We start from the raw sequence: 3,748 nt of genomic DNA, 5'->3' as shown, positions 1-3,748 counted from the left end.
CCAGCACCAGGCGTTCCTCCGGGTGCTCGACCAACGACTCGATCAGCACCGTCGACATCCTGGTCATGACGTCGCGCAGGTCCTGCGGGGCCTCCTCGAGCAGCTCGCCGACCTTGGCCGCGGCGTCGGTGAGCGGGTGCCCGGTCAGCGTGGCGTTGAGCATGGTGCGCAGCCGGCCGACGGTCTCCTCGCCGAGCACGTCACCCAGGTCGATCATCCGCTGGTCCACCCGGCCGGTGTCGGTGATCAGCACCAGCATCACCCGGGCCGGGGTGAGCTGGACCAGCTCGAGGTGCCGGACGGTGGACCGGGTGAGCGTCGGGTACTGCACGACGGCGACCTGGCGGGTGAGCTGGGCCAGCAGCCGCACGCTGCGGCGCAGCACGTCGTCGAGGTCGAGCGCGCCGCCGAGGAACGACTGGATGGCGCGCCGCTCGGCCGAGGAGAGCGGCTTGACGTCGGAGAGCCGGTCGACGAACAGCCGGTAGCCCTTGTCGGTGGGGATCCGGCCGGCGCTGGTGTGCGGCTGCGTGATGTAGCCCTCCTCCTCCAGCGCCGCCATGTCGTTGCGCACGGTGGCACTGGAAACGCCCAGGTTGTGCCGGTCGACGATGGCCTTGGACGCGACCGGCTCGTTGCTGGACACGTAGTCGGCGACGATCGCGCGCAACACCTGGAAGCGGCGCTCATCCGAGCTCACCACGTGCTACCTCCGGCTCGTCGACGGCCAACCTCACCACAAGTTTACGGAGCGTCCGATCGGAGCAGCTCCCATACGCTCAAGGATCGCCCACGCGAACCTGGACGTGAGCTATTGCCTTTTTGTCCGGTTGTTGCGACCGTGCTCGCTCATGACGTCGTCAACGGTGACCACCGTCTTCCTGCCGATCACGGTTGCCGTGATCATGCTCGGCCTTGGCCTCTCCCTGACCGTGGCGGACTTCGCCCGGGTCGCCCGGCACCCGCGCGCCGCGGCCGTCGCACTGGCCTGCCAGATCCTGCTGCTGCCGGCCCTGTGCCTGGGCCTGGTGCTGCTGTTCGACCTCGAACCGGTGCTGGCGGTGGGGATGATGCTGCTGGCCGCCTCGCCGGGCGGGACGACCGCGAACATCTTCAGCCACCTGGCCCGTGGCGACGTCGCCCTGAACATCACGCTGACCGCGATCAACTCGGTGCTGGCCGTGGTCACCCTGCCGATCGTGGTCAACCTGGCGGTGGCCGGGTTCCTCGGCGACAGCGCCACCCTCGGGCTGCAGGCCGGCAAGATGCTCCAGGTGGTGGCCATCGTGCTGGTGCCGGTGGCGATCGGGATGTTCGTGCGGCACCGGTTCACCGCCTTCGCCGAGCGGATGCAGCGGCCGGTGAAGATCGCCTCGATCGTGGTCCTGGTGGCCGTGATCGCCGTGGCGATCTTCCAGGAACGCGCCAACATCCTCGGCTTCGTCGAGGACGTCGGCCTGGCGACGCTGCTGCTCTGCGTGCTGTCCCTGGCCATCGGCTACACCGTGCCCCGGCTGCTGCGGGTGAGCCACCCGCAGTCGATCGCCGCCTCGTTCGAGATCGGCATCCACAACGCCACGCTGGCGATCACGATCGCGCTCAGCCCGGCGCTGCTGAACAACTCGCAGATGGCGATTCCGGCGGCGGTGTACGGCGTGGTGATGTTCGTGCCGGCCGGGGCGCTGTGCTACTTCTTCGCCCACTCCCGGGGCCGGGCCACCCTGGCCTCGTCCCAGACCGGCTCGGACACCTCGGCGACCGCCCCGTCGGAGCGGAACACCAGGTAGCGGTCGAACGAGCGGGCGAACCAGCGGTCGTGGGTCACGGCGACCACGGTGCCCTCGAACGCCTCCAGCGCGTCCTGCAACGCCTCCGCCGAGGTCAGGTCCAGGTTGTCGGTCGGCTCGTCGAGCAGCAGCAGGGTGGCGCCGGACAGTTCGAGCAGCAGGATCTGGAACCGCGCCTGCTGCCCGCCGGAGAGCGTCTCGAACCGCTGCTCGCGGCAGCCGGCCAGGCCGTAGCGGGACAGCACGGCCGACGCGGTGCCCTGGTCCATGCCGGACCGGCCGTCCTCGCCGTGCCAGAGGATGTCCAGCAGGGTGCGGCCCACCCACTCCGGATGCCGGTGGGTCTGGGCGAACAGACCCGGCACGACGCGGGCGCCGAGCCGGCAGACGCCGGTGTGCGCCACATCGGTGTCCCCGCCGAGCAGCCGCAGGAAGTGGCTCTTGCCGGAACCGTTGGAGCCCAGCACGGCCACCCGGTCGCCGAAGAACACCTCGACGTCGAACGGGCGCATCAGGCCGGTCAGCTCCAACCCGGTGCAGGTGATCGCGCGCACGCCGGTCCGCCCGCCGCGCAGCCGCGGCTTGACCCGCTGCTCGCGGGGCGGCAGCGGCGGCGGTCCGGGCTCCTCGAACTTGCGCAGCCGGGTCTGCGCCGCCTTGTACCGGGGCGCCATGCCGTCGTTGTACTTGGCGATCTGGCCCAGCCAGCGGACCAGTTCGACCAGCTTGTCGTGCTCCTCGTCCCAGCGCAGCCGCAGCTCGGCCATCCGGTCCCAGCGGGCCAGCCGCGCGTCGTGCCAGGTGGCGAACCCGCCGCCGTGCGTCCAGGCGGTGCCGCCCTCGACGGTCACCACGTGGGTGGCGGCGCTGGCCAGCAGCTCGCGGTCGTGGCTGACCAGCAGCACGGCCTTGCCGCAGTCGGCGAGCCGCTGTTCGAGCCAGCGTTTGCCGGGCACGTCCAGGTAGTTGTCCGGCTCGTCGAGCAGCAGGACCCGCTCCTGGCCGCGCAGCAGGGCCTCCAGCACCAGCCGCTTCTGTTCGCCGCCGGACAGGGTGCCGACCTCGCGGAACCGGGCCTTGTCGAACGGCACGCCGAGCGCGGCCACGGTGACGGTGTCCCAGAGCACCTCGACGGTGTAGCCGCCGGCCTCGCCCCACTCCTGCAGCGCGTGCGCGTAGCGGAGCTGGGTCTGCTCGTCGTCGGTCTCCATCAGGGCCAGCTCGACGGCGTCCAGCTCGGCGGCCGCGGCCCGCAGCGCCGGCGGGGACACCGCGAGCAGCAGGTCCCGCACCGTGGTCTGGTCCCGCAACGAGCCGATGAACTGCGGCATCACGCCCAGGCCGCCCTGGACGGAGACGCCGCCCTCGACCGGGGTCAGCTCGCCGGCCAGCAGCCGCAGCAGGGTCGTCTTCCCGGCGCCGTTCGCACCGACCAGCGCCACGACCTGGCCGGTGCTCACCCGGAACGAGACGTCCCGGAACAGCTGCCGGCCGTCGTCGAGCCGGTAGCCGAGCCCGTTCGCCTCAAGAAAACCCATGGGTCGAATGGTCGCGCACCGTGGCCGGTGATCGCGATCGATATGTTGGCGACATGACAACGGCTTTCGTCACCGGAGGATCCGGGTTCGTCGGCGGGGCGCTGGTCCGCAGGCTGGTCGCCGACGGGCACACGGTGCGGGCGCTGGCCCGCGGCGACGCCTCGGCGGCCCGGGTGACCGGGCTGGGCGCGCAACCGGTGCGCGGCGACCTGTCCGATGTGGACTCGCTGGCCGCCGCGTGCGCCGGCGCCGAACTGGCCTTCCACGCGGCGGCGTGGACCGGTCCGGGCGGCACCTGGGCGGACTTCACCGCCGGCAACGTGGACGGCACCCGCAACGTGCTGGCCGCCGCCCGCAGCGCGGGCGTGCGGCGGCTGGTGCACGTCGGCACCGAGGCCGCGCTGATGGCCGGCCAGCCGTTGG

Annotated in this window: 4 protein-coding genes; 2 read left to right on the top strand and 2 right to left on the bottom strand. The window is 71.8% G+C overall.

Going from position 1 to position 3,748, the window contains the following annotated elements; all coding sequences use genetic code 11:
• Nucleotides 1-703: heat-inducible transcriptional repressor HrcA (hrcA, locus tag VFO68_RS25555; protein WP_325160927.1), on the bottom strand; the 703-nt coding region annotated here is incomplete at its 3' end.
• Between the two features lie 148 nt (nt 704-851).
• On the opposite strand from hrcA, the gene VFO68_RS25550 reads away from it, so the two are divergent.
• Nucleotides 852-1,787, top strand: coding sequence for a bile acid:sodium symporter family protein (locus tag VFO68_RS25550; RefSeq protein ID WP_325160926.1), 936 nt, complete (start codon nt 852-854; stop codon nt 1,785-1,787).
• Here VFO68_RS25550 and VFO68_RS25545 read toward each other — a convergent pair.
• Nucleotides 1,688-3,325 (bottom strand): ABC-F family ATP-binding cassette domain-containing protein, encoded by a 1,638-nt coding sequence (locus VFO68_RS25545; RefSeq protein WP_325160925.1) that lies wholly within the window; start codon nt 3,323-3,325, stop codon nt 1,688-1,690. The genes VFO68_RS25550 and VFO68_RS25545 overlap by 100 nt on opposite strands.
• A 53-nt stretch (nt 3,326-3,378) precedes the next feature.
• On the opposite strand from VFO68_RS25545, the gene VFO68_RS25540 reads away from it, so the two are divergent.
• Nucleotides 3,379-3,748, top strand: a 370-nt coding sequence (locus VFO68_RS25540) for an NAD-dependent epimerase/dehydratase family protein (RefSeq protein ID WP_325160924.1), incomplete at its 3' end; no start/stop codon positions are given.

The organism is Actinophytocola sp., from assembly GCF_035712165.1.
Classification (GTDB): Bacteria; Actinomycetota; Actinomycetes; order Mycobacteriales; family Pseudonocardiaceae; genus DASYTH01.
The sequence above is the reverse complement of the archived record's forward strand: the minus strand, read 5'-3'. Positions and strand labels throughout refer to the sequence as shown.

Coding starts and splice junctions, on each gene's coding strand:
- VFO68_RS25550 (WP_325160926.1), top strand. CDS start 852: ATGACGTCGTCAACGGTGACCACCGTCTTCCTGCCGATCACGGTTGCC.
- VFO68_RS25545 (WP_325160925.1), bottom strand. CDS start 3,325: ATGGGTTTTCTTGAGGCGAACGGGCTCGGCTACCGGCTCGACGACGGC.